This is a genomic window from Acidicapsa ligni (genome assembly GCF_025685655.1).
In the GTDB taxonomy this organism is placed as follows: domain Bacteria; phylum Acidobacteriota; class Terriglobia; order Terriglobales; family Acidobacteriaceae; genus Acidicapsa; species Acidicapsa ligni.
Genome location: NZ_JAGSYG010000001.1, coordinates 1466912 through 1491904, shown reverse-complemented (window position 1 = coordinate 1491904; position 24993 = coordinate 1466912). Strand labels below are relative to the sequence as shown.

Here is a 24993-nt window from a genome sequence, read left to right as displayed (position 1 = left end):
TACAGGAGCTTAAAAATGGCAGCACTGAATATTCGCCGTCTAGTTCTCGACGTGGACAAGGCCCTCGCTCGGCCGCAGCTCCCAGAGATTGCCGCATCGATCAATGAGGTTCCCGGCGTTGAAGCGCTCAACATTACCGTGACCGAAATCGATCTCGAAACCGTGGGAATGGAAGTCACCATCCAGGGCGAAATGCTCGACTATGATGCCATCGTGCGTGCCATCGAAGGCGCTGGAGCGGTCGTTCATAGTATCGACGAACTAGCGGCCGGCAATCTCCTGATCGAAAAGGTCGCGCGCGCACGATGAAAAGCGTATTCTCTGCTGCATTTAGCAAGTCGCAGACATTCGCGATCGTGATTGGACTCACCGACGGAATTCTTACAGCTCTGACGCTCGCATCCGGGCATCTCGTCGCTGGCACAAAGCCGACGATTGGGCTTTCGTTCCGAATAGCACTCGGCTCTGCCATATGTGGCGTCTTCGTCTTTTTCACGGCAGAGTACGCACGTTTGCGTGGAGAGTTGATTCATGCGGAGGGTCAGCTCAACCTCGCGAGTCGCGGACAGTTTGTCACCTCCCAACTTGGGAAGCAGGTCCGAGCCGAGGCTTTTGCTTCTGCTTTGATTTCAAGTACGGCAAACTTCCTTGGGGCGCTCTTCCCCCTCTGCCTCGGATCATTCATGCCGGGGCCTGCTCTTCTGGCGGTTATCCCCTCAATTGTCGCGTTGGGATTGTTGGGTCTGACATTGGCGCACATCGTAAGGGGGAGGGCTGTAGTCTGGATCGTCGCACTCGTTGCAGCGGGGATCGCACTTTCGATCATCGGTGTATGGCTTCATATCGCTTAGAAGTTGCCAGTGAGGTCAAACAACTTGAAAACACCGCACACCCATTTCAGGCGTGGTACGCCGCTGAGGATTATTCTCCGAGACGGTAAGCACATTTATGACCGATACGAGGACCATGGTTCCGGTCATATTCTGCTACGCAACTACGGAAAACTTCAGCTCAGATTCGTACAGGCAATCACGATCTGGAAAGGCGGCCTCGACAAAACGGAACAGGATGTTAGCTTCGAAGACTGATTCTGACGCCGCCCCCGTCCGCGAAAAGGAAGGCACTACGGTTCGGACGATCGCTCTACCGTGGCGGAATCGTGCTCAATATGATGAATGCTCTTTCGTGCCTCTGCTTCCATCCAATGATCTTCCAACCCGATTAGCGACTGGAGTAGGGGCACTGCGACCCGAGCGTGGATCTTACCGAGGGCCTGCACCGCGGCCCGGCGAACAAATAGGTCCGTGTCGCTTTCTACCACAGACATTAATTTCGTGGCGGCTGCCTGAACATTGTTGAGACCGATAAGCCAGCAGGCACGCACTCGTGCCTCCGCAAGGGGATGGTCCAATGCCGAGGTCAGCTTCTCTTCGTAAGAATGCGGATTGATTGCCAGGTTAGCTCCGCACCGCGGACAAGTTCGGTGCGATGAATCAGTCTCATGCCAGCACTCTGTGCAGAAAACAATCACGATGCCACCTCGTCCGATCTATGAGGTCGATATATCATCCACTCACCTGTTTAGCACTGACGCCCCCGGTCCGTAGAGACTGAATGAGATCCGCTTTTACCGACTCCGAGATTGGCATAGCGCGGATCTCAGACTCGGTATCCGCAACTGGGTAAGCATACCGCCGGAGTTCCAGACTCCCGTCCTCCCAAATCGCGTAACAGGCATCGGGTGTTCCAGTCTTCGGCTGCCCGATGCTGCCGGGATTGATGAGTGTCTGATTGTCGACGGTTCGAATGAACGGGACATGCGTGTGGCCCGTGACCACGATATTGGCTCCGGTGGCTCTCACCTCGTCATCCCATTGCGGGGCATCTTTGTCGAGGTATCCGAACAGCGGATCAGATGGCGTGGCATGGACCAAGTAGAACGTATGCTCGCGCAGCCGCCTCTCCACGGTTAAAGGGAGTCTCTCGAGATAGCGTTTCGATTGTTCGGAGAGAACCTTGTTCGTGAAGGCTCCTGTCTCGGAGGCCATTGCACGATAGGGAGCGGAGCATCGCGGGTCGGTCGAGAAGCCGATCGCATGGTCGTGATTGCCCCGCACCACACAGTGAGCGTGCGTCTGTACCCAATCGATCACTTCGTTTGGGTTTGGTCCATAGTTCACAAGGTCCCCAATCACCCATAGTTCATCCCAGGTCTCCGAGAAGGCACGAAGAGCGGGGAAATTTGCATGGACATCGGAAATAATTGCAATTCTCATGTGATCCTCCGAGCTAGGCCAGGTTCCTTAGCCTCTGCCCCGGGTTTGCAGGCTCGATGCGCCGTAAATGAGTTGCTTGTTTTTGAGCGACGTGAGGAACAATCTTCTGCCCACGATGGTGAAGTATCCAGATGGCGATCAGAACTCCTAAGCCAAGCACCGCCAAGACGGCGAAGATGATCGACTTGATATTCCGGGCGATCTTTTCATCCGTCATGGTTTTCGGAGCTTCTGGATCCAATTCCCGCGCTCTTTCACGATGGGATCCATTGTTCAACGTCTGGGGATTCATGTGCCTACTCTCCTTTATGAGCGTCCACAAAGCGGTTATGGCAGGTCACGATCATGCGTTGAGCTTCTGCGGCATCACTCCATCCCTGAACGCTGGTCTGCTTGCCTTCGAGCACCTTGTAAATGGAGAAGAAATGTTCCATTTCCTTAAGGATGTGGGGCTGCACCTCGGAATATTCCTTCGTTCCGTGGAATCGGGGATTACCGGTCGCGTACGCCAGAATCTTTTCATCGGGTACGCCCTGGTCGATCATGCGGAAGAGGCCAATTGGCAGAGCGTCGTACACGCAGCCCGGAAACGTAGGATGCTCTCCGAGTACGAGAATATCCAGCGGATCTCCATCCTCCGCGAGCGTCTGCGGAATAAAACCATAATCTGCGGGGTAGTGGACCGGCGAGAAGAGAGTCCTGTCCAGCTTGAAGACATGACGCTTCTTGTCGTATTCGTACTTGTTTGTGCTGTCGCGGGGAATTTCAATGACAACGGTGACGATCTTTGGAGACTCGTCGCCAATTTCTAAACGAAGATAATCCGGCATATTGTCCTTTCTGCTGAGGTGGGCAGGAGCAGAAAAGGACACTCCTACGCACAGGTAGGAGTCATTAGCCTTCCATTTCGGAGGCGTCCCGGACAAGCCGAGGGCGGATTCCATCGCCATAACAAGCAGACCATATTTCCGCGGCGACTGCAACCTTCACTGAAGCTCTGAGTTCGCAGTTGGCGGAATGGTGCACTGAACAATGTCTCGAAAGAATTGACGAAACGTGCCTGAACCGAGGCACGCACTTCCACGCCGCTCGTAGAGGGGCGCGATGTCGAGCAGCCTCTTACCTAGACGGTTCACTTTGCCGCGAGTAGAGGGATGGCGTCTCTTAGCGTGAGATAGATTCCGATTGCGTATGGCGCACTGAAGGTTAGTGTTACCACTAGAACCTTCCACCAGGATGTCTTGCCAGATTGCTGCATTGGAATCGCCTCCGTGATGAATTGAATTCAAGAACCTGTGAAGCCATCGAAACGTTGTGGTTTCCAAACAAAAAGAAAAATTGAGCCACACAAAGTTAGGACCGCCGCATAGCTTAGGCCTGCCGTGTAGGAGACGCGGTTCCAAAGTAAGCCCACCAGGATGCTGGACAGAAGGTCACCGAAGGAATTGACGGTGGCGAGAGCGCCGTACCCGGTCCCTCGCTGACTGAGCGGAAGAAGATCGGCAGCCAGCGCCCGCTCCATCGAGTCAACGATGCCGATATAAATCCCGGCGAGGATGAAGACGATGGCGAGGACGACAAGGTTGGTGGTGTTGTACATGAATAGGACACACATCAGGCCGAACAGCGCATATCCAGTCGCCAGGATTCGTTTCTTATTCGTTCTATCTCCAAGAACTCCGATCGGGTAAGAGATGGCTGCGTAGATGACGTTATGAAGGATGTACAGAGCAACTCCCATTCTCCCCGCCGTGACCGCGCCGTACCTCGGAGTGAGCAGCACCACAGCACGGAGGACGAGCAAGGTGTGAGCGAAATTGCCCAAACCGAATATTCCAACCGCGGAGACGTAGCGCCAGAATGACTTCGGAAGTGCGCGAAGCGATCCCCATATCTCGAGATGAGGCTGCGGAGCGCGGGCGATGTCCTTGACCAGGAAGATGGCGATCAAGACGGTGATGGATCCTGGGATAAAGCTGATCAGGAAAATGTGTCTGAGGCTGATGATGCCGATGAGAGAAAGGGCAATCGCCGGACCAAGGATCGCTCCGACGGTATCCATTGCCGTTTCGAAGCCGAACGCCCGCCCGTGCGCCTCGGCAGGGACGCTTTCTGCGAGCAAAGCATCCCGAACGGGTCCGCGTGCTCCTCGTCCAATCCATGCTATCGCGCGTATCGCGACAAGTTGCCACCAACGTGTCACAAACGCGAAGCACCCCATCAGGGCTGTTACCAGATAGCCAAAGATGAGAATGGGCTTACGTTTGCCCACGCGGTCGGAGTAATGGGACATCCACATCTTCAGAAGGCTGGAGGACGCGTCCGAAACCCCTTCGATGGTTCCCAGAGCGATGGCGCCGCCGCCAAAGCTCTGCAGGAAGAGCGGAAGAATCGCTGTCGTCAGCTCGTGACCTGTGTCGGAGAAGAGGCTCAGCATACCTATCGCAAAGACATTGCGCGTAAGCCAGCGGAGCTTTGATGGAGCTGAAACCTGAATGGATTCGGACATGAGTCTCCCAGCAGGATGCCAGGAGTCATCAGCGTTCCTCACGCGAGGAAGCGGTTTTCGGCGAACCCCTTCGCCGTAAAAATGTCCTTATCAGGGTCGCATCTGGCATCCCGTTTTGCAAGCTTCCCGTGAGCAAATTAATCAGCGTCCGAAGATTCCGATCATGAGCCGACTGATGAGGAAGCTGGTCACGACAATAAATATCGATGCTGTCACTACTACGCGGGTCGTACTTCGACCGCCCCTGCGTTCCTCCTTGCGTGGCAACTCCGTAGTGGCAGCCGCATGTACTGATGATGGAACCAAAGACAAACGGTTTAAGCACACCCTCGATGAGGTCCGAGTAGTGAAGGGTTGCGAATTCTAAGCCGCAGGCTACCTAATGAGGTCGATATAAAGAATCGAGATCGCTCGGGGCGTGGGAGGGTGACGAGTTGGCATCCGAGTCTGCAGAGATCGGAGTACCTTCCCCGATAATTCTGAGAACTCGATCGATCGTCCTGCCCATTCTTTCTTTCTTCGGATGAAGAACTCGGACAGCTTTTGCCCCAATGGCGCACAGGGCGAAGCGCCCAGGAATAACGTTATGTGCCTCAAAGACAGCTTTGGATCGCAAGGGCTCTCCCTGTTTCTGCGCGTCGTTGGAAGACGCACGGAACGTTCCACCACGAACGGCGGTGGTGACGTATTCGATTAGCGCTGGGTAGGAGAGACAGAACCCTACCAGATTGGTAGGAGTCATCAGCCATCCGTTTCGGAAGGCGGTTAGCGGCGGAATCCATCGCCGTCGATGCATCTATGGTAATGGGCTTCCACCGTCAATGGAAGCCCCCGATCAAACACAGTTCCAGCGTGTTATGGCTCTGGTACTGCGTTCGTATCCCAAGACACTGATGGATCCCGTGGAAAGTATGAGATTCTGCGCGAGCGAAGGCACATTTCCGATCCAACATGTGGCAAGAATCCGCAGAATGTGAGCATGCGCGAAGAGAGCGACCCGTCCTCCGATGCCGGTTGCCGTCTCGATCACCTGATTGGCCCTCGCCGCGACCTGATCAAGCGATTCTCCGTCCGGGATCGGCGCGGTCCACACGGACCATCCTGGAGTCTCGCTTTGAATCTCTGCTGTCCTCTTGCCCTCATAAATTCCGTAGTTCCACTCGCTCAAATTGGGTTCTATCCTGGCCTGCCAGGCGAAGCCCGCCAAGCGACATGTATCCAACGCGCGAAGTGAGGGGCTAGTGAGAACGCCTCCGAACTGGATGCCTTTCAGACGCTCGCGAAGTGCATGAGCACTTGCTTCACCCGCCGGCGTGAGAGGAATGTCCGTCCGGCTTGTATGTCGACCGCTTCTGCTCCAGGCGGTCTCGCCGTGCCGGATTAACCAAATCTCTGTAGATTCATTAGACGCAAGGCTGGGCATAACTCTCCTCGATCGCGCACTGATGTTAGGTCGGGGTGAGAATTGGCTTGTGCGGTCAAAGTATATTAACCGCCCGAGCTGCAAGTAGGGCTAAGGTTGTCAAAGAGATGAGAGACTGCACAATCATCAGAATCTTGGCCCACCTGGTTAGAACAGGAGTATCAGTTGGTGAGAACGCGGTACTGATGTTGAATGCTAGAAAGAGATAGTCGATGAAACCCGGACTCCAGCAATCTTCTCCCATCTCTTTCTTTGATTTCGGGTTGAGGGTCATCTGAGGAAACAGAAACGCTCCGTCAGTATGAACAACGCGTAATTCTCGGGCACGCGGGCCACCTGCGTCCAGCCTCCAGTACCAGGACGCAAAGACAAGGATGTTTGTGACCCAAAGGGCTGCTGCTGAACGGAGAAGATCCAGCGGGGATTCCTTGTGCGCAGGCAAAGCGGCCACCAGAAGACATAGCGACCAGATCATATCTACTGTTACGGTAGCCGCAAGGACATATCCTAGAAACTGATTTAGCCTGTCATTTCCTAGCTTTCTTGCCCAGACTGTGGGAACGATGAGGATCGCAACGAGCAAGAGTAGCAGCCAACTCGGGCCGATGGAGAGAGCTTCGGGAAGAGCAAGCCGAAGGCCACCAACCGCAAGCAGACCGAGCATTGCCGGCCAGCGTGGTTCCAAATGCTTTTCAGTGTTTGACAATAAATCCCCATCATAAGCAGCCATTCATGGCTAACAGTGTTTCCAGCATGGTTGAGCAGCGATCTACCTAAGTGAGAAACAATTCTCTAATCCGTGTCACCATCCCGAACTACGAGAACGGAAGTCTTTGATTTTTTCACCAAGGTTTCTGATGTGGACCCTTCCAACCACCGCCTCATTCGAGTGACATCCCGGTGGCCGACAACGATCAAGTCGACGTCGTCCGCTTCCGCTCGGCGTTCAATCATCTCCTCCGGGTCTCCTTCGACGATCTCTGTCGCAATGGAGATCCCGTCCCGTCGGCCCATTTCCTCCAGGCGAGAGAACTTCTCCCGCAACATCGTCCTTGCCTTTTCGGCACTATCTAATCCATAGCCTTCCGCCTGCGATTCCGCGCTCGGTGGTGTGAGTACGCCAAGAACGATCAGTTTCGATTTGAGACTTCCGGCCAATGAAACTGCTACCTTCATTGCGCGCTCAGCTTCTGTGCTGCCATTGTCACCGATCAAGATCGTCTTGAATGCTGTATCGATCATCTGCCTGCCCTTCATCCCGTCTGGTTATGAATCGCGAAACTACTTAGCTATCACACTGGCAGAACGATGATGCTATTCGTCGGTGACGCAACCGAGACTCGCGCTTTTTACGGCGCGGATGTACTTGGCGAGCGTTCCTCGTGTCGCCTTATAAGCGGGCATCGTCCATTGACCTCTTCGGACTGCAAGCGCCTCTTCCGTGACATTGAAAGAAATCTCATTCGTGGATGCATCGATAGTGATCATGTCACCTCTCTCAACCAATGCGAGTGGACCGCCTTCCTGTGCTTCTGGCGTGACGTGTCCCACGATGAATCCGTGCGAACCTCCCGAGAATCGGCCATCCGTGATGAGAGCAACATCCTTGCCAAGACCTGCACCCACGACTGCTGAGGTTGGCGTTAGCATCTCAGGCATGCCGGGGCCGCCTTTCGGCCCTTCATAGCGAATGACGATTACTTCACCTTTTTGAATGGTGCCAACTTCGAGAGCTCTGAGCATCTCCTCTTCGGAATCGAATACATTTGCTGGTCCGGAGAATCGCAACCCTTCTTTTCCAGTGATCTTAGCGACGGCCCCTTCCGGCGCCAGATTGCCTTTGAGTATCTGGAGGTGACTGGTGGCCTTGAGCGGATTTGACACAGGTCGGACGATTTCCTGTCCAGCTTTAAGGCCAGGCAGATCCTTGAGGTTTTCTGCCATGGTTTGTCCCGTTACCGTGAGGCAATCGCCATGAAGCAGGCCTTCTTCGAGAAGCATCTTGCAGACTGCGGGCACCCCTCCGACAGAATGGAGGTCTTCCATCACATAGCTTCCACTTGGTTTGAAGTCCGCGAGCAACGGCGTCTTACTGCTGACCCTTTGAAAGTCATCCAAGGAAAGGGGCACATTCACTGACCTGGCCATCGCGATCAGATGAAGCACGGCGTTCGTTGATCCTCCTAAAACGGAGACGATCACCATAGCGTTCTCGAATGCTTCACTCGTCATGATGTCGCGCGGTTTCAAGTCGAGTTCGAGGAGATTTCGAATCGCGGCTCCGGCGCGAACACATTCCTGCGCCTTCGCTGGGTCCTCTGCTGGGGTAGAGGAGCTGTATGGAAGGCTCATCCCCAGTGCTTCTATCGCCGATGCCATCGTGTTCGCTGTATACATTCCACCGCAGGCACCGGCTCCCGGACAGGCATGACGGACAATCGCTTGCCGCTCATTGTCATCAATCGCATGTGAGATGAATTGCCCATAACTCTGGAAGGCAGAGACGATATCCAACTTCTGTTGTTGGTGATGACCGGCACGAATCGTTCCGCCATACACCATCAGACTGGGTCGATTGAGCCTGCCCATGGCGATGATGCAACCGGGCATATTCTTATCGCAGCCTGGAATGGAAACGTTCGCGTCATACCATTGCGCAGCCATCACAGTCTCTATCGAGTCGGCAATGAGATCGCGAGATTGTAGCGAGTAGCTCATCCCTTCGGTTCCCATCGAGATACCATCGCTGACACCGATCGTATTGAACCGCAAGCCGACCAGGCCGGCGGCTTCAACACCCTCTTTGACTTTCTCTGCGAGCTTCAGGAGATGCATGTTGCAGGGGTTGCCCTCAAACCACATGCTCGCGATTCCGACCTGTGGCTTTAACATGTCCTGCTCGGTGAGTCCGGTTGCATAAAGCATGGCCTGCGACGCGCCCTGAGCTTTGGGTTGCGTTATCTCGGAGCTGTACTGATTGAGCAATTTCTTCATGAAAATCGATTGACCCTTTCTGTATGACCGTGTGACCAGGTGAAGTGGCTAACTAAGCGACATGAGCGCGACAGGAACCAAGTAATGATCTTCTCATTTGTAAAACAGTGCTAATCCGAGGATGAGTACCAGCAACATCCCAATGAGCGCGTTGTAAAAGTTGAGGTAGCCAGATTGAAGAATGCTAACTTTGCGCGCGAGTGCCTGGACGAAACGGGTGAGGGGGGCAAACAGATATGGACCGAATATGGGCGCGACCTCCTGATTGAAGATCAGGCGCGTCACAAAATATGGTCCGTGGTCGTACTCCCGCTCGAGGTTGTGGGTCGGACCATAGATGAATCCGTAGAATGTTCGCAGAGCATTTGAGAAAGCTAACGACGTGGTTGCAATGCGCTGAGAATCCTCTCTACGGCCACCGGACCAGACAGGCGCGCGGCGAATCGGAAATCTCTTTCTGCCCAGCAGCAATAGGACAATCGGAATCAGGGCCAAGAGCGGTCCGGCAATGATCAGTTTTGTGGGCGAGATGAAGGCGAACTTTCCGCTCAGGGGCACAAGCAGCCATCCGTCCCTCATGGGAGCTGACGCATCCACCCCAAATAAACTCAGGCTCCCTTGTCCGAGCGCTGGGAGCCACCATGGCATCCCTACAGCTAAGCCGAGAACGCACAGACCAAGAAAGAAGACACTTCCACAACGAGCTACCGAAAGGCGAGAGGGCTCAGTGTTTCCGTCACCGAGCAGGCCTATGCCAAAGAGCTTGGCGAAGGTCGCCAAAGCCACGGCCACAACCAGCGCCAAACCGGCAGCGGCAAGAGCGATCGTGAGTCTTGCGGCAACGATCCGAACCTGCATCCCCTGGAACAGCGTCTGAAAGATATACCATTCGCTGACAAATCCTGACTGAGGGGGCATCGCGGCGAGGCTCATGGTCGCCAAAAGCGCGCCCACTCCGAAGATCGCCGAGGTATTCCGTAGCAGACCAGTCTGACGGATGACATAACTTTGGTTGGCTTCGTACACTCCATCAGCAGTCAGGAAGAGCGTGCTCTTTGCCAGGCTATGCGCTGCGAGGTGCAGCAGACAGACAATCCACGCCAGTGCAGCTGGACCCGGCAGCCCACTGGCAACGAAGAGCAGAGAAGTTCCGAGAATCGCCACTGCGACACCTGCGTTCTCGGCAGAGGAGAGACTCAGCATTCGCCGCCAGTCCTCCTCCTGAAAAGCGTTGAAGATCGCCAGAATCGCTGTCAGCACCCCCGCGATGATCATGACAAGCGCCACACTCATCACCCAAACCCCGGTATGCGGAAGCCATTGGAGTATCCCGCGGGAGAGCGAGTAGAAGGCTGCATTCAGCACAATGCCGGAAAAGATAACGCCGGTGGCTCCACTCCCGGACCCATATGCGGCCGGAAACCACTCGTAGAACGGCAGAACGCCGAGTTTTGCGCCGAAGCCAAACAGCAGCAACAATCCGGCGACCAGAGTGGCAGGAGTCGCCAGGGTTCCAGGCGCCGCGAACAGCGCGAAGGCGCAGGAGCCGGTGCGGTTCCCCAGAAGCAGAAGCACGAGCATGATGGCTACCGCGCCCACTTCGAGGAGGGACAGCATGAAGAGCATCGGAGTGCCGGTCTTTGCCGACACACCTTCGCCCAGAATCATGACGGCTCCTCCAATGCTCATCACCTCCCAAGCGATCAGGAACGACATGGAATCCTGAAGGCCGAAGACTCCGAGTGCGCCGAGAAGCGTCATCGCGAGGCCTGCGAGCCAGTAACGTCTTTCAGGCTTCGAAGGTGCTGTCGTATTCAAGCCAGCGGCGAAGAGCGCGGGCAATAGGCCGAACAGGAGAAGCCAGTGGCCGCCGGCGTCAAGCTGGAACTGCACCAACGTGTCGCTTACCCGAAATCCAAAGGAAGAGGCAGGTGTCGGGTGTGTCCCGCCGGTGAGGCAAGACGCGATCCCACAGAGGCAACCAAGCACGATTCCGATGCGCGCCAGCTTCGCACTCGGATCCAGCAAAGCAGCCAGAAACGAAACGGCCCAGAGCACGGCCATCGCCAACAGGAGGTCATTTTGCATAGTGGCCTCCGTATACATGTTGTTTGGAGCGATTGAGCAGCAGGAGAATTGCCTGAATCATGGCCGATGGATTTGGAGGACATCCGGGCACATACAGATCGACCGGAAGGACGCCGTCCAGACCGTTTCCACCGCTGTAGCCACCCCCGGTAACGCCTCCGGAGACGGCGCATGTACCCGTTGCCATCACCCACCGAGGTTCCGGCATGGCGTGATAGGTTGCAAGCAATGGCTCATGCATCGCGTACGTGACGGATCCGGTGACCAGCAGCAGATCGGCGAAGCGCGGGGAGGGCGTAAAGAAGATTCCTAACCGATGGAGGTTGTAATACGGGTTGTTGAGTGCCTGGAGTTCGGACTCGCAACCGTTGCAGGAGCCGGCATCAACATGACGAATGTGAAGACTGCGTCCAAAGTATTTCTTGATGTTCTCCGAAAGCTCCTGTGCCGGTTCAGAAGCCAAGGTCTCTGCCCAGATCAAGTCCTTCCGATTTCCTACGCCAAAAGCCCAATCATTGGATTTGGTCAACACTTCGTTGGGGCAGGATTCCGTGCAGAGTTGGCACGCGATGCATTTCCCATAATCGATCGTCAGACGGTCGCCGTCCTCAGATGAATTCATTCCTATCGCTCCGGGCAGGCAAACCTCAACGCAGGCTTTGCAGTTCTCCTCACAGCGATCGGGCTCAAGACGCGGAAGCCCGAGGACGCCCGTCTGCTCGTCCGTGCCCCCGTTATCGGGCCAGGAATTCGTCGCGATCCCGTGCTTCAAGCCGAACAGTGTCCAGACCGGCATGTGTCCTCCTGTCTCTAGCGATCGCATCCGGCCATCGTTAGGCCGAAGCTTGCTTCGTTAATTGCGTAATCCATCATGTTGGTGTCGTGCACGGTATAGGGAAAGACGCGCCAGTTTGAGAATGAGGCGGACTTCACTTTCACACGCCCCAATCTCCCATCCTTGTCGAAATGCACAGCATAATAAATCGACCCTCGAGAGCCTTCGCACCATCCGAGTCCCTCTCCACCTCCGGGATATTCGATGGGAGTGGCCACAGGTCCTTGTGGCATTCTCGCGAGTGCTTTGAGGATGAGCGTAATACTGTTCCTAATCTCCTCCATACGAACCTGCGCGCGAGCATGCGCGTCTCCCTCTGTGCGCATCGGAATCGCCATCTCAAATCGGTCATAGGCGGCATAGGGGTGATCACGACGCAGATCACGTTCGATGCCGGAAGCACGCTTGATAGGTCCCGTAGCGCCCTGGTCGAAAGCGACGTTCTCGGGTAGATGGCCGGTCGTGATCAACCGATCCAGATGACTATTTGTCTTTTCAAGTTTCTCGATATACCCCGCTATCTCCGGTTCAAGCATTCGTAGCTCGTGCGGCAGATCGTGCAGATCGAGATCCCGTCGCAGACCGCCCGGCTTAAGCAGACCCCTGAGAAATCTGCTCCCGGTAAAGATGCCATTCAGTTTCTTGCATCGCTCCTCGAGCAGCCTGCCCTCCGCCTCGCCGACTTTGAGCGTCGTTGTATGGCACAAATATCCGAGATAGTGCAGATGGTTATAGAGCCGCTCCAGTTCGGCCAGGACGGTTCGCAGATGGAGCGCTCGCTCCGGGACCTCACACTGGCTCGCGATTTCAACGGCCTGGCAGAAGGCCAAGGAGTGGGCAACACTGTCGACGCCTGATATGCGTTCGGCGATGAGGACTCCGAACGCAGGATCAAGGCCTTCGAACCGCTTCTCCATGCCGCGATGCTTGAAGAACAGACGTGGATGGCAGTGCAGGATCGCTTCGCCCACATAGTAGAAGACGATCTGTGCCGATTCGAGGACGTCCGCTCGCACCGGGCCGAAGGGCAGGACCTGCACATCGCTGCCCTCTATCGGTGGCAAGTCCCAAGGCTGTTCGGAATACGGCATCGGCTCATCTTTCGGGTAGCGTGGGTCGAGGGGAGGCATGGAAGGATGAGCTCCTTCGTGCAGCACTAACGGATGAGGGTCTGGATGTCCCGAAAAGGTGAGACCACAAAGATCGGTCATCTCCCGCTCATACCAGCTCAGAAGGGGAATCTTCGTTGCGAGCGATGGGAGTGATGGTGCATTCTCGGGGAGACGGCAACGTAGCAACGGGAAGGGCTTATGCCGACCTTGATCCGCCAGGTAGACAACCTCGGCCGGGCCACCAGCTTCCGGAAACCAGGCATAGGCCATCTGGAGCCGAGCCCCTTCTGCCACTAGACGTTCGCAGGCGGCGGTGATCTCCGAGGCCTGAAGAATCTGTTCGGATGCGCCCTTCATCGCGCACCTCCAGTCAACTCAGACGAGATCTGGGTAAAGATGCTCCACAAACCGTGAGGCCACCAAAGGCCGAGCACCACCAGCGGAACAAAAGCCAGCCACATGGGGAGTGTTCGCCAGATCGTCCAAGGTAAAGGCTGTATCTCTTGTTCTGGAGCCTCGTCAAAGTACATCGCACGGAAGTGAGCAAGAAACCCGATGAAGACGACGATCAGGAACAGGACAAAGATAAGCGCTGCCCATCGATAGCGCCCTCCGATTCCGGCTCGCAGGATGGTGAATTCACTGAGAAACAGCGCGAATGGCGGTGCACCGGCGATTCCTACTGCGCCCAGCAGCCAGAGCGTCCCGCTTACAGGAAAGACCCTGAGCACACGTCGAATGCCCGAGATTTCTTTGGTGCCATATGCTCGCATAGCATTGCCGGAGCCGAAGAACATCAAGGACTTGTTCAGCGAGTGATTCAGCATGTGGTAGAGGGACCCCGCTACACCGAGGATGCCTCCGAAACCCAGGCCCAGCGCAATGACGCCGATGTGTTCGACGCTGGAATAGGCCATCAGACGCTTGATTCCCGTTTGCCGAACGATGAACAGTGTTGCAATCACAAACGAGAAGATTCCAAGCGCCACGACCGCGGAATGCGCGAACTGCGCGACGGAAGTTCCATTCACTATGCCGAGGAAACGCGCAATACCAAGCATCGATGTGTTCAGCAAGGCTCCCGACAGCATCGCGGAGACGGGTGCGGGAGACTCACTGTGAGCGTCCGGCAACCAGGTGTGCATCGGCGCCAGGCCAGCCTTCGTGCCGTATCCCACAAGGACGAGTAAGAACGAGACAAGGAGCAGCGGTGGATACACCGCAGGAGCCGACCCGTGGAGCGCGGCCCACGTCATTGCGTAGGTTGGACCCAGCACAAATGTGCCGCCCCAGTAGAAGAAAACCGTCCCAAGGAGAGCGAGACTGATACCGCCGGAGACGACGACGATGTACTTCCAGGCGGCTTCGGTACTCTCGGCCTCGCGCTCGAATCCAACCAGGAATGTACTGATGAGCGTCGTCAGCTCGATGGCGATCCAGAAGACGCCGACATTGTTCATGACACACGCAGCCAGCATCGTAGCGGCAAAGCCCGAAAACAAAGCGTAGAACACTGGAAGGCGCGGCTCTTCATTGAGGAGTCGCATGTAGCCGACGGCATAGATGGACGAAAGCGTATACACAATCGAGATGCAGACGATTACCCAGGCGGCGAGCGTGTCCACCCGAAGGTATCCATGTGCAAAGAGAGCATCGCCTTGCAATGCTCGAAGGAGCAAAGGCCCACTGACAAGCAGGTCCACGATTGCCGCCGCGACCGTGGCGTATTCCGCGACCCGCGACCGGCGTAGCGCCAACGAAAGAACGATGGCTGCAAACGGCGCGGCAAATAGGACGATCAATAAGCGTTGTGTCATGGGCATCAACCTACCAGCCGATTGAGTTCACGGCTGCTGGTGGTGCCGGCGTGCACCACCAGGAAGCGAACGAGCATCCCAAAGCACGCCACAACGATGAGCAGGTCAAACAGGATCACTATCTCGATCAACAGTGGCATCCCGGGAACAAGGATCTGCGAACCTAGAAAGATGCCATTTTCTAGTACTAGCAGGCCGAGGATCTGGCTGACCGCTTCGTCCCGGACCGATAGCATGAGGAAGCCCAGGAACTTCATCGAGAGCATGATCGTGAGAGCCAGGATCACCACATGGGCTGCTGGGGGCGGTTGCCGGTTCATGTGGTTGGAGATGACGAACGCGAACATGACCAAAAAAGCACCGACCACAAGGCTGGAACTCGGTTGCAGAACCGCATGCAGTTCGCGTTTCACATTCAGTCTGCCGATAATGCGCATCAGGAGGTACGGCAGGATCAGCCCACGAAATAGCGCCGTCAGCCCCGCAATGACATACAGTTCGGAATATCCCGCAAAGTAGCCCACCGATGCAGAGAGCGCGGCGATCAGCCACGATTGCACCGCGAACGCGTAGACATAGTTGCGCAGCCAGTGGGATCCCAGCATGACGAAGGTCAGCAGGAGGCTTAAGATCGCCAGCGAGCTGAAGATCGAAGCCTGAAGCGGATTGACGTGTGCCAGGAACATCGTATTTTCCTCTACAGCATCTGGCTCGAAACAATGGCTAGTACCGCGAAAAGGAATCCCGCGGCCAAGGGTTCCTGATAACGGTAGAAGCGGAGACGGGACTGCACGGTCTCCACCACAACGACGGTCAGAGCTACCAAAAGGAATTTGAGCAATATGGCGATTACGGAACCGAGTTCACCGAGCGCCGTCCCGAGTTGTGACATACCCCACGGAAGCAGGAAAACGTTGCAGAAGATGGTGTACAGGATGAACTGCTTCATCATGGATGACCACTTGAGCAAACCAAGTAGGGGACCCGAGTATTCGAGAATCCGCGCCTCATCGATCATGTAGATCTCGAGATGCGTACTCGAATGGATGGGCAGCCGGTCCGTTTCGACCAGCAACAGTGCGAAGAACGCGAGGATCAGAAAGAGATGCGCAGGATTCCAATAAAGAGAGGGGCTGGACAGCAACAGATGGTTCACGACGAACGGCAGCATCGCTTTGGCGAGTAGGCTAATGCCGACCAGGACCAGAATCAGGGTCGGCTCGGCAAGAATGGTCAACATCACTGCTCGGCTGGACCCAATTCCACCGTAAACATTTCCCGTGTCCAACCCGGCCAGGATCACGATGAACGAACCGAGCGTCAGAACCATGCCGCCGCCGAGCATGTCTCCCATATCGGATAGCGGCAGCGGGCGGTCCGTGAGCACTGGAATCAAGATCGGGACGATCAGCATTGCGGTAAATGCAATGATCGGAGCGACAAAATAAATCCACGACGCAGACTCTGGCGCAACGGTCTGTTTATGGAATAACTTCCACAGATCGCGGTAGGGTTGGAAAATGCTGGGTCCAGAGCTCCGCTGTACCCGTTCCTCGGCCTTCAGGATGAATCCTTGCAGGAGCGGGGCGAGCAGAAGAACGCAGAGGACCTGTCCGATCTGGAGGATCAGATTGGGAAGGATCACGTGGACCTCCCCGGCCGGAGATAAGGGCCGACGAGAGCATCAAGCGAGGGAGGACTGTGTGTTCTCTGAGGTCGATCGAGTTGAAGGGCCAGACCTTTTTTCATCGTACGACTCCTAGGGGGGTAGGAGTCATCAGCCCAAGGGGCGGTTAAAGGTGGACCTCATCACCGAGCGAATTGTGTCTTTCAAATCTCGCAGCCTCGGATCGCTCTGTCAAGTGAAGAAACGACTTAGCATCATCCCGGCCTGCGTGACCTTGCGCTCCTTGAGATGCGAAATATTCCGCGAAAGAACGCATGATCCGGTGCGCTCCATCAGACGGTCTGGTTGACAAGCCTCACCGTGACCTTTAGGTTATGGTGTGTGTAGCGGTGAAGGAGTTCACCTTATAACCGCTGTTTTGCCAATAGGTGGAACAGATGATGACTCCTGGCAGGGGATCCTGTCGCGGAGTCATGTCTACGGCGCGATCCCCAAGAAAATCTAAAGCGTGGAACCTGCAGGCCTCCGTCTTTGACCGGTCGCTCTGCATGTGGTGGCGTGGATGTGCGCAGATTGGGCAATTCCCAATCTGACTTTCTTGTAAACCGGAAGATGGCCCGGTTGGAAAAGGTGATGGAAATGTCGGAAATAACCAAACTGTCAGCCCTCGAGATTCTGGACTCACGCGGCAACCCAACTCTGTCTGTAACGGCAACGCTATCGAGTGGGACGACCGGGACTGCCAAGGTACCGTCTGGCGCTTCCACCGGAAAGCGTGAGGCCGTAGAGTTGCGCGACGGTGACAAGTCTCGTTACGGGGGGAAGGGTGTTCTGGTTGCCTGCGCGAATGTCGAAGGCGAGATCGCAGCTAAGGTGCGGGGGATGTATGCAGGCAATCAACGCGAACTTGACGATGAACTCCGGGCGTTGGATGGCACCCCCAATAAGTCCCGGCTTGGAGCGAACGCGATCCTGGGCGTTTCCCTCGCCGTTGCCCGCGCCGGAGCGGCGTACCGTGGCCTCCCGCTCTACCTGGATCTTGCGACCGAGCATGGCCACCTATTGCCAGTCCCGATGCTAAACGTACTGAATGGTGGGAGACATGCGGACAATAGCGTCGATTTTCAGGAGTTCATGATCGCTCCAGTCGGCGCACCATCATTTCGAGATGGCTTAAGAAGTGCCGTTGAGACCTTTCACGTTCTTAAAGCTGTACTGCAAAATAAGGGCTATAACACCGCTGTGGGCGACGAAGGCGGATTCGCTCCGGAACTCAAGTCTAACGAAGAGCCGATTGAACTAATTCTTGAGGCCATTCTCAAAGCTGGATATAAGCCGGGCGAGGACATTGCGCTAATGCTCGATCCGGCTGCGAGCGAGTTCTATGAAGAGACGGGGTACGTCTTTCGCAAGTCTGACTGCAGCACAAAAACCTCAGAGGAGATGATCGCGCTCTGGAAACATTGGCTAAGTCAGTACCCCCAAATCTGGTCCCTCGAAGATGGCCTTGCTGAGGATGATCGAAGCGGTTGGCAACAGCTGACCAATGAATTGGGCGACAAGATTCAGCTCGTCGGGGACGATAACTTTGTAACCAATCCAGAGCTCTTTCTTCGTGGAATTGAGTCTGGCATCGCAAACTCTATCTTGATCAAATTGAATCAGATCGGCACGGTGACTGAAACCTTGGATTGCATCGCCATGGCTCGCGAACATGGATACACCGCGGTCATCTCCCACCGTTCCGGCGAGACCGATGATACGAGCATTGCTGATCTTGCCGTAGCGACGGGCGTGGGCCAGATTAAGGCCGGTTCCGCCAGCCGGGGTGAACGTATTGCCAAGTACAACCGGCTTCTTGAAATCGAACACGAGCTGGGCAACCAGGCAAGCTATGCGGGAAGGCACGTCTACAAACGGTGGAAAGAAGGTAAAGAACCGCAGACACTGGAAACGGCCTCGCGGCAATAGAGGAGGCGGCTTTACCTTCTTTGAGACGATGACACGCTTGGGCCAAAAGATGGGGAGTATCAATGGATCTGAAGCAATACGAGCAATGGAAGTTTGGCTTCGCCGATATTCTTAGAAGTGCTCGGGCTCTCGATACAAAGGACGAGCCTCTTCGATCGGAATGTGTCTCTCTCCAAGCCCGATTGGCCGAAGATAAATTCAATCTGCTCGTCGTGGGCAGGTTCAGCCGAGGAAAATCGACCCTCATGAATGCCATCCTGGGGGGCGAACATCTTCCGACAGGGATCGTTCCTTTGACATCCGTGATTACGACGGTTCGATATGGGACCCGAAAACAGGCTGTACTTAACTTCAACAACAGCGGTATGCGCCGAGAGATTCCTCTCTCTGAGTTGCCCGCGTACGTGACACAGAAGGGCAATCCGGGAAATGAGAAGAATCTCGCCTATGCCGAGATCGAGTTGCCTGTTGAGATCCTGCGCCGAGGCTTCTTCTTCGTGGATACTCCTGGGTTAGGATCCCCCATCGTTGAGAACACGCTAACAACAGAGAGATTCCTGCCAGAGGCAGATGCCTTCGTCCTCGTGACGAGTTTCGAGAGCCCGTTGACAGATGACGAAGACCGCATCCTTCAACGAATCAAGAACACCGACAAGAAAATCTACGTCGTGGTCAACAAGCAGGACACCGTAAACGTCGAAGAGCGCGCGGAGGCCGTTCAGTTTGTACAAGAGCGACTAAAGAGCTATTCCTTCCGTGAGATGCCCCCGGTGTTCTCGGTGTCGGCACGACAGGCGCTGGATGCAAAGATGGCGAAACAGGCGGAACTGCTCGACAAGAGCGGGTTGCCGGGGCTCGAGGAGGAACTCCATCGTTTTTTGACTGAGGAACGAGCGCAGTCATTCTTAAAAAATATGTACGAGCGGACTTTAGCGCTGCTTGTACGAAGAATAGGCGCCGATACTGGATCCGAGAGCACAGAAGTTCTGAAGACATTGGTCAAGCGACTCCGAGCATTGCGAGATGCGATGTTTGGAACTGCCGTCCAAGAGGGGGGATTTGCTCCTGAGCCGGGAGAGGAAAGTATCCTTGAGTTCCCGCTGTTGCAGGTGGATAAGAGTACTGGCTGTACTATCTGCGGCATCATCCTGAAGGCCGGTTTTAAGTTTCTGAGCCATTATCAATATGACCTCACCATTGATCCAGAGGTGCAGCGCGATCACGCCGAAAGAGGCGGCTTTTGCCAATTGCACACGTGGCAGTACGAGACCATAGCGTCTCCGCAAGGTGTCTGCGAAGCGTATCCAACCATCACGCACCGAATCGCAAAGGAACTTCAACGCGCGGCCAAAACGTCGGCGGACACCGAGGCAATGCATCAGGCCATCCAAAAACTACTTCCGACTAAGACCTCATGTCCGATGTGTGAACAACGAACCGCTACAGAGGCAGGCGCCGTCGAAGAGATCGTCAAGATGATCCGGCAGTGGAAGGAGACGGACGAAAAGCATTTGCCAGTTTCTTGCTTGTATCACCTGTCTATGGTGGTTAAATCCTTGGGTGATGAAGTGCCTGCGCGCAGGCTGGTGCAATCGCAGGCCAGTCTATTGGAACGAACTGCCGAAGACCTCCAGAGATTTGCAATCAAATTTGAGGGGCTGCGGCGCTACTTGACCAGTGCGGAAGAGCGTCAGGCGGCCATGTTAGCAATGGTTTTGCTCGCAGGTCATCGTAGTGTGACCTCTCCATGGGTCGTCGAAACCATCATTTGAATCGGTTTGGCATCACTCCACGCTCACAGGACGGCCTAATCCATCAATTCGAAGCGGATCTCCTGAGCGCCGCTCCAAAGAATCGATCGTCCCACCTCTCGTAAGTGTTCGGCTCCCTCGATCACCGTCAGGAAATGATTGCCGGCGAGTTGTCCAACCTTACTCGAAAAGCGGCAGGCCCCATATGGGATCAGAATCTCCGGCTCGCTCATCTCCTGAGCGTAGAGGAGAATCTGGCCAGGATGCGGATAGCTGGTTTGATTTTCGTAGGCGACAGGGATCGATGGCGGGTCGTACGGCACCCACATGGATTCGCCACTCCAGCGGCAATGCACCAGCGAACTATGCAAGGGAAGCATCCGGCGAAACAACTCACAGGTTTTGGGGGCGTCCTGATCTTCGAATTTCGCGACAAAGGTACGCCCGCCGATCTGGATCGAGAGGCGGTTCGGGTTGCCAGTCTGGACGCTTTCCGTGACGACGATGGATTTGTGGGTGGTCGGGCCTTGCATTCACTCCTCCGAGAAATTCAGCCAAATCGCTACCCCAAAACGCAGTTTCGAGTATCTGATTGCCATGCGGAGGTTTATCACGTCGGATTGGACATCGCAATCTTCGATCCGGTCGCTCGACCAGAAACTGCCCCAGCGAGGAACCCTCTTGACAAAGACGGGCATCTCAATATCAAGTAGTTGCAGATGGTTAGCGGGTGAAGGAGTTCACCCTTTCTTAACTGCTGCTCCCTCCGGGGAGCAGATGATGACTCCTCGCAGGGATCCCCTGCTGAGGATGTTCTTCGCCCCAGCAAGATCCCTTCACAATCGAACGCTTCTTATCCTCCGGCGCGAAGTCGCGGCTGGAGGAATAATTGAGCGTGTGGACGGAATTTGGCGGAGAATGACATGACGGAATTCGGTACTAATCCGCAATCAGATCCAGAAGATACTTCGCCTCCGAGCACGGAGGCGGCGGGAACAATGAACAGCTCACAGAAGCTGTACCTCCGCGTTAGCTGTCAGCACATCGACGATTTATTAGAGGGCGTCGAAGAGATCCTTCAATCGGCAAGCTCAAAGTCCCCCTTTCCCAGGTATGTTGTGGACCTGAGCCCCGCTCAGATCAGGGTGATCGAGGACTATATTCGGCGTCTTCGAACACAGTTGGTCCGGACGCTTGCGTGGCAACACATCGACATCCCCGCCCCAACCATACCCGCCTCCCGAGCCATTACTACCCGTACTACATTCGTCGATATCGCTCTGGATGAGCTCCGCCCCAGCACAATGCGGGGTTCCGGAAGCGTTGCGCCAGAGGTCGCGCTAGAACTCACGGGAGTCGTCCGAGAGTTGAGAGCGCTTTCGGAGGGCCTCAGTACATACATCTATCAGGGGCAGAACTCCAATCTGAAAGTGCGGTTTGATCATCTGGAGTCAGCAGGCCACGAGGTTCAGCTGCTTCGAACAGTGGAAGAGATCGCCAGCCGGCACGGCATGGTCGAATTCAGGCCGCGTCTTGATGGCTTGATCTCTAGGCTCGAAGACAATAACTTCGAGGTCGCTTTGTTCGGCCGGGTCAGTTCCGGGAAGTCCTCTCTGTTGAATCGATTGTTGGGCCATGATCTATTGCCCGTTGGAATCAATCCGATCACAGCAGTGCCTACAAGACTGCAGTATGGTCCAGCCGTCAAAGCCGTCGTGACCTTCGGCACCGGTTCTGCGCACGAAGTTTCCATTCAGGAGTTTGCGGATCTGGTCTCTGAAAGAGGTAATCCCGGAAATCAAAAGAATGTAGCCCGTGCCATGATCCAGGTCCCTTCAGAAAGGCTCAGTGAGGGAATTGTTCTTGTTGACACCCCAGGTCTTGGCTCGCTGGCGAAACGAGGAGCCGCCGAAACACTCGCCTACCTGCCGTCCTGCGACCTTGCTCTCGTCCTCGTCGACGCTGGAAGCACACTCAACGAAGAGGACGTCGGAACACTTCGCATCATCGAGGAAGCCGGAATTCCTTCGCTCGTCCTGCTCAGCAAATCCGATCTCCTCAGCGAGAAGGACCTGGAGCATGCGATCTCATATATTCAAGAACAGCTCAAGCGCGAACTCCATCGGGACATCGCTGTACACGCTGTCAGTGCCATGCCCGCCTCTGCAGGCTTGCTCGATCGATTTTTCCAGCAGGAGCTTCTTCCCCGTTTTCAGCAGGCGCGCAGGCTCAGAGATGAATCCGTGAGCCGGAAGGCTGAACTGCTGAGACAAGCCCTGATTTCGACCCTCCGTTCCCGGCTCGGAAGACACGAGAGACATGACAGTAGAAACACTGATGATCTATCCAAGCTAGAGGTTGATCTTCGAGATATTTCGGGGCGCGTGGGCGTGTTGGCCGCGTCGCTTGATCGGCAGGTCAATGAGCTTAGAGGTTCGGCTGATTCCATTCTTTCCCGAGTAGCTGATGAGGCAACGAGTTCGCTTCGCCAAACAAAACAGAACAGACTGGAATCGATGTACCTATCTGAGATGTTGCACACCGCTGTCAGCAATCAGATCGACCCTCTTACGACAGCGGCCCGGGAGGTTGGAAAGGACGCAATATCACGTCTGAAGAGCGTCGCCAAAGATCTCGGAAGAGCCGATGTTCCCGACGAGAAGGATCTCGATTCACTTCTACGAGATATGCCGAGGTTCGAGATCGCCGCCCTCCCGGCCGACATCGACATGGGGATTTGGGCAGCGTTCGGAACGTCTATTATGCGAACGCAGATTCGAAAGAAGTTGCATCATGCGACCTATCGTTTGCTCAAACAAGAGCTGGAAGACTACAGTCACGTGCTCTGGCAGTGGATGCGGCAATTCAGCCAGCGACTGGAACTTTTGATCAGCTCGTACGCCGACGGTTACCGCGCCGAGATTCAAGAGCTGAGCGGACACAGCAGCGCCGAATCAGATATCAACAAGATGAAGCAGGATCTTGAACTTTTGCAGCAATGGACGGATTCTTACAGAGATCCAAAAGAAATTGCTCAACAGATAGGAGCATAAATCTTGCAGAAGTATCTCTTCATCATGATCGGCGGCGCTTTGGGTTCCGCAGCTCGCTTTTGGGTTGGCACAACGGTCGCCGGTCGAATGGGCACACGGTTTCCATTTGGAACATTGGTCATCAACATTACAGCCTGTTTCATTATCGGTTTGTCTCTTGAGTTCCTGAACCACCATGCCGATCTGAGCCCGTCATGGAGGTTTCTGGTTCCCATTGGCTTTGTCGGAGCCTACTCGACCTTTTCAACCTTCGAGTGGGAGACATTTTCCAACTTAAGCCATGGCACGTTTTGGATCGCTATTCTCTATGTCGCGGTCAGCCTGATCTCTGGACTGATTTCTGTCGCGCTCGGCGTGGCACTGGCGAAGGCGCTCTCATAAGAACTGAAAACAGCGCTCGCGCATGACTCATCATCGCAAATGCGCTCTGTAGCGGGAGGTGTTTATGTTAGAAGCCGGCAAAGCACTCAAAGTATCGATCTACCTTAGCGAAGGGTCCAGACATCATGGCGCCGCGACCGAGGCGAGCATCCTGGATTTCCTCTTTTACCGTGGGGTTGCCGGGGCAACAGTCCTGAAGGGGGTTGCCGGGTTCGGAGTCGACCATCATCTGCATACCGCTTCAACCGTCGAACTGTCCGATCGTCTACCCGTAAAGGTCGAGTTTATCGAGACCAAAGAGAAGGTCGATGAGTTGCTGGGCAAACTCTCGGAACTCGCAGGCACAGGAATGATCGAGATCCAGGAAACCTTGATTGCAAAGCCTGCGCTTACGAAGGTAAAGACGGACGAGGAACTACCTCACCGCAAGGTCTCCGGTAAGGCGAAACTGCTGCGCATCTATATCGACGAGGCGGACCGCTGGAACGATAAACCGCTCCACGAGGCGTTGGTCGAAGCCTTGCGCGCCAATGAGATGGCCGGTGTCACCGTCTACAAGGGCATTCTTGGATACGGCGTTCACCGAGAGTTGCATGAACAGAAGACGATGTCCCACAATGCGTCCTTGATGCTCTCGGTCATCGATGTCGAGGATCGCATCTCGGCCTTTATGCCGATCCTCGAAAAGATGGTGCGGGAAGGGATGGCAGTTATCTCCGACGTCGACATCATCAAGTACAGATATGGCAGCACGGCCCCTGGAGAAGCGGCAGAACAGGAAGGTTGATATGGCTAAGAAGGAGTTTGAAGCCAAGATGGTGCGTATCCATTTGAGTGAATCCGACAAGTGGCATGACAAACCGGTACATGAAGCGATTCTCGCCAAGTGTCTGGAGTTGGGAATTGCGGGCGTAACCGTGTATCGGGGCCTGGAGGGCTTCGGGACCAGTGCCAGAGTCCATCATGCAAGGAGTTGGCCCTTCTCCAAAGACGCCCCCATCATGGTCAGCGTGATCGATACTCAGCTGCAGGTGGATTCCTTGCTACCGCATCTCGATTCCATGGTCGCTGAAGGGATTGTGGCGATCTCCGATGTGCATGTTGTTCTTTACACCGCCTCCTCTCAGGCGTAACCCCTAGCTGGCACCAGTGATAG

Annotated in this window: 24 protein-coding genes, 1 pseudogene and 4 riboswitches; of the genes and pseudogenes, 8 read left to right on the top strand and 17 right to left on the bottom strand. The window is 55.2% G+C overall.

From position 1 onward, the window contains the following. Window positions 1–15 precede the first annotated feature (15 nt). Both OHL19_RS06115 and OHL19_RS06110 read left to right on the top strand, forming a co-directional pair. On the top strand, window positions 16–309 hold the full coding sequence (locus tag OHL19_RS06115; RefSeq protein ID WP_263356728.1) for a DUF211 domain-containing protein: 294 nt from the start codon (window positions 16–18) through the stop codon (window positions 307–309). Then, entirely contained in the window at window positions 306–851 is a 546-nt protein-coding gene (locus OHL19_RS06110; protein WP_263356727.1) for a hypothetical protein, read from the top strand. The genes OHL19_RS06115 and OHL19_RS06110 overlap by 4 nt, the downstream gene beginning before the upstream one ends. Window positions 852–1123: 272 nt before the next feature. On the opposite strand, the gene OHL19_RS23035 is transcribed toward OHL19_RS06110, so the two are convergent. The 16 genes and pseudogenes from OHL19_RS23035 to OHL19_RS06040 form a co-directional block, all read right to left on the bottom strand. Continuing rightward, entirely contained in the window at window positions 1124–1531 is a 408-nt protein-coding gene (locus tag OHL19_RS23035) for a HEAT repeat domain-containing protein (protein WP_396126646.1), read from the bottom strand. Window positions 1532–1565: 34 nt separating this feature from the next. Next, window positions 1566–2276 carry a metallophosphoesterase family protein gene (locus OHL19_RS06105; RefSeq protein ID WP_263356726.1) on the bottom strand — a complete coding sequence of 237 codons (711 nt, stop codon included), beginning with the start codon at window positions 2274–2276 and terminating at the stop codon, window positions 1566–1568. 13 nt (window positions 2277–2289) lie between these two features. Beyond that, window positions 2290–2568, bottom strand: coding sequence for a hypothetical protein (locus OHL19_RS06100; RefSeq protein ID WP_263356725.1), 279 nt, complete (start codon window positions 2566–2568; stop codon window positions 2290–2292). A 4-nt stretch (window positions 2569–2572) separates the two neighbouring features. Beyond that, a complete protein-coding gene (locus OHL19_RS06095; RefSeq protein WP_263356724.1) occupies window positions 2573–3106 on the bottom strand; it encodes an inorganic diphosphatase in 534 nt (177 codons plus the stop codon). Window positions 3107–3561: 455 nt separating this feature from the next. Further along, window positions 3562–4785 carry an MFS transporter gene (locus OHL19_RS06090; protein ID WP_263356723.1) on the bottom strand — a complete coding sequence of 408 codons (1224 nt, stop codon included), beginning with the start codon at window positions 4783–4785 and terminating at the stop codon, window positions 3562–3564. A gap of 12 nt (window positions 4786–4797) precedes the next feature. Beyond that, window positions 4798–4869: riboswitch (Fluoride riboswitch) on the bottom strand. A gap of 160 nt (window positions 4870–5029) precedes the next feature. After that, a pseudogene (locus tag OHL19_RS23030) lies at window positions 5030–5128 on the bottom strand (ABC transporter permease); the annotation flags it as partial. A gap of 382 nt (window positions 5129–5510) precedes the next feature. After that, a riboswitch (Fluoride riboswitch) is annotated at window positions 5511–5580 on the bottom strand. A 40-nt stretch (window positions 5581–5620) separates the two neighbouring features. After that, window positions 5621–6208 carry a histidine phosphatase family protein gene (locus OHL19_RS06085; RefSeq protein ID WP_263356722.1) on the bottom strand — a complete coding sequence of 196 codons (588 nt, stop codon included), beginning with the start codon at window positions 6206–6208 and terminating at the stop codon, window positions 5621–5623. Window positions 6209–6263: 55 nt separating this feature from the next. Continuing rightward, a complete protein-coding gene (locus OHL19_RS06080; RefSeq protein ID WP_263356721.1) occupies window positions 6264–6893 on the bottom strand; it encodes a hypothetical protein in 630 nt (209 codons plus the stop codon). A gap of 107 nt (window positions 6894–7000) precedes the next feature. Beyond that, complete coding sequence (locus OHL19_RS06075) at window positions 7001–7450, bottom strand: universal stress protein (RefSeq protein ID WP_263356720.1); 450 nt, start codon at window positions 7448–7450, stop codon at window positions 7001–7003. Window positions 7451–7522: 72 nt separating this feature from the next. After that, window positions 7523–9202 carry a dihydroxy-acid dehydratase gene (gene ilvD / locus OHL19_RS06070; protein ID WP_263356719.1) on the bottom strand — a complete coding sequence of 560 codons (1680 nt, stop codon included), beginning with the start codon at window positions 9200–9202 and terminating at the stop codon, window positions 7523–7525. 93 nt (window positions 9203–9295) lie between these two features. Beyond that, window positions 9296–11290, bottom strand: a complete 1995-nt coding sequence (locus OHL19_RS06065; protein ID WP_263356718.1) for a proton-conducting transporter transmembrane domain-containing protein — start codon at window positions 11288–11290, stop codon at window positions 9296–9298. After that, window positions 11280–12086: an NADH-quinone oxidoreductase subunit NuoB gene (gene nuoB, locus OHL19_RS06060; protein WP_263356717.1), complete on the bottom strand. Its 807-nt coding sequence runs from the start codon at window positions 12084–12086 to the stop codon at window positions 11280–11282. Before nuoB ends, OHL19_RS06065 begins: the two co-directional genes overlap by 11 nt. Before the next feature lie 14 nt (window positions 12087–12100). Beyond that, entirely contained in the window at window positions 12101–13594 is a 1494-nt protein-coding gene (locus OHL19_RS06055) for a hydrogenase large subunit (RefSeq protein ID WP_263356716.1), read from the bottom strand. Continuing rightward, window positions 13591–15054 (bottom strand): proton-conducting transporter transmembrane domain-containing protein, encoded by a 1464-nt coding sequence (locus tag OHL19_RS06050; RefSeq protein WP_263356715.1) that lies wholly within the window; start codon window positions 15052–15054, stop codon window positions 13591–13593. The genes OHL19_RS06055 and OHL19_RS06050 overlap by 4 nt, the downstream gene beginning before the upstream one ends. A gap of 5 nt (window positions 15055–15059) precedes the next feature. Continuing rightward, window positions 15060–15740 carry a hypothetical protein gene (locus tag OHL19_RS06045; protein ID WP_263356714.1) on the bottom strand — a complete coding sequence of 227 codons (681 nt, stop codon included), beginning with the start codon at window positions 15738–15740 and terminating at the stop codon, window positions 15060–15062. Between the two features lie 11 nt (window positions 15741–15751). After that, complete coding sequence (locus OHL19_RS06040) at window positions 15752–16699, bottom strand: respiratory chain complex I subunit 1 family protein (protein ID WP_263356713.1); 948 nt, start codon at window positions 16697–16699, stop codon at window positions 15752–15754. 116 nt (window positions 16700–16815) lie between these two features. Then, a riboswitch (Fluoride riboswitch) is annotated at window positions 16816–16877 on the bottom strand. A gap of 183 nt (window positions 16878–17060) precedes the next feature. Next, window positions 17061–17138: riboswitch (Fluoride riboswitch) on the top strand. Between the two features lie 182 nt (window positions 17139–17320). Here OHL19_RS06040 and eno point away from each other — a divergent pair. Both eno and OHL19_RS06030 read left to right on the top strand, forming a co-directional pair. Next, window positions 17321–18652 carry a phosphopyruvate hydratase gene (gene eno, locus OHL19_RS06035; protein ID WP_263356712.1) on the top strand — a complete coding sequence of 444 codons (1332 nt, stop codon included), beginning with the start codon at window positions 17321–17323 and terminating at the stop codon, window positions 18650–18652. Window positions 18653–18714: 62 nt separating this feature from the next. Next, complete coding sequence (locus tag OHL19_RS06030) at window positions 18715–20424, top strand: dynamin family protein (RefSeq protein ID WP_263356711.1); 1710 nt, start codon at window positions 18715–18717, stop codon at window positions 20422–20424. A gap of 35 nt (window positions 20425–20459) precedes the next feature. Here the strand turns inward: OHL19_RS06030 and OHL19_RS06025 are convergent, their stop codons facing one another. Next, on the bottom strand, window positions 20460–20936 hold the full coding sequence (locus tag OHL19_RS06025) for a DUF3830 family protein (RefSeq protein ID WP_263356710.1): 477 nt from the start codon (window positions 20934–20936) through the stop codon (window positions 20460–20462). Window positions 20937–21326: 390 nt separating this feature from the next. On the opposite strand from OHL19_RS06025, the gene OHL19_RS06020 reads away from it, so the two are divergent. The 4 genes from OHL19_RS06020 (at window position 21327) to OHL19_RS06005 (ending at window position 24970) form a co-directional block, all read left to right on the top strand. After that, window positions 21327–23456, top strand: a complete 2130-nt coding sequence (locus OHL19_RS06020; protein WP_263356709.1) for a dynamin family protein — start codon at window positions 21327–21329, stop codon at window positions 23454–23456. Window positions 23457–23459: 3 nt separating this feature from the next. Beyond that, window positions 23460–23837 carry a fluoride efflux transporter CrcB gene (gene crcB / locus OHL19_RS06015; RefSeq protein ID WP_263356708.1) on the top strand — a complete coding sequence of 126 codons (378 nt, stop codon included), beginning with the start codon at window positions 23460–23462 and terminating at the stop codon, window positions 23835–23837. Window positions 23838–23901: 64 nt separating this feature from the next. Then, window positions 23902–24624 carry a DUF190 domain-containing protein gene (locus OHL19_RS06010; protein ID WP_263356707.1) on the top strand — a complete coding sequence of 241 codons (723 nt, stop codon included), beginning with the start codon at window positions 23902–23904 and terminating at the stop codon, window positions 24622–24624. A gap of 1 nt (window position 24625) precedes the next feature. Continuing rightward, entirely contained in the window at window positions 24626–24970 is a 345-nt protein-coding gene (locus tag OHL19_RS06005; protein ID WP_263356706.1) for a DUF190 domain-containing protein, read from the top strand. The last annotated feature ends 23 nt before the right edge of the window (window positions 24971–24993 follow it).